The sequence below is a fragment of the Priestia sp. SIMBA_032 genome (assembly GCF_046535215.1).
GTDB lineage: Bacteria > Bacillota > Bacilli > Bacillales > Bacillaceae_H > Priestia > Priestia aryabhattai.
On the sequence record NZ_JAWRXD010000490.1, the window covers coordinates 1 to 279 of the forward strand.

Genomic DNA, 279 nt, shown 5'->3' on the forward strand with positions numbered 1-279 from the left:
GTGCACGTGAAACTTTATATTTCTCTAGCAAATCACATACAATGTCAGCATCTTCATAAACTGCGTGTAATACAATCGGCAAATTATACTTACTAGCTAGTTCTATAAATTTTTTCAATACAGCTATGTATGGATCTGCAGCAATTCTTTCATCTTCTTTTCTCAAATAATAGGGCAAACCTACTTCACCAATCGCAACAATTTCCTCTGCGTTCTGTTCAATAAGTTGATAAATCTGTTCACACTCTTCTTTATGAATCTGTTGCTCTGGATGAAACC

Annotated in this window: 1 protein-coding gene; it reads right to left on the reverse strand. The window is 34.8% G+C overall.

Translation table 11 applies throughout. The features are described from left to right. A partial coding sequence (locus SB717_RS35255) for a TatD family hydrolase (RefSeq protein WP_410907563.1) occupies positions 1-279 on the reverse strand: 279 nt, incomplete at both ends.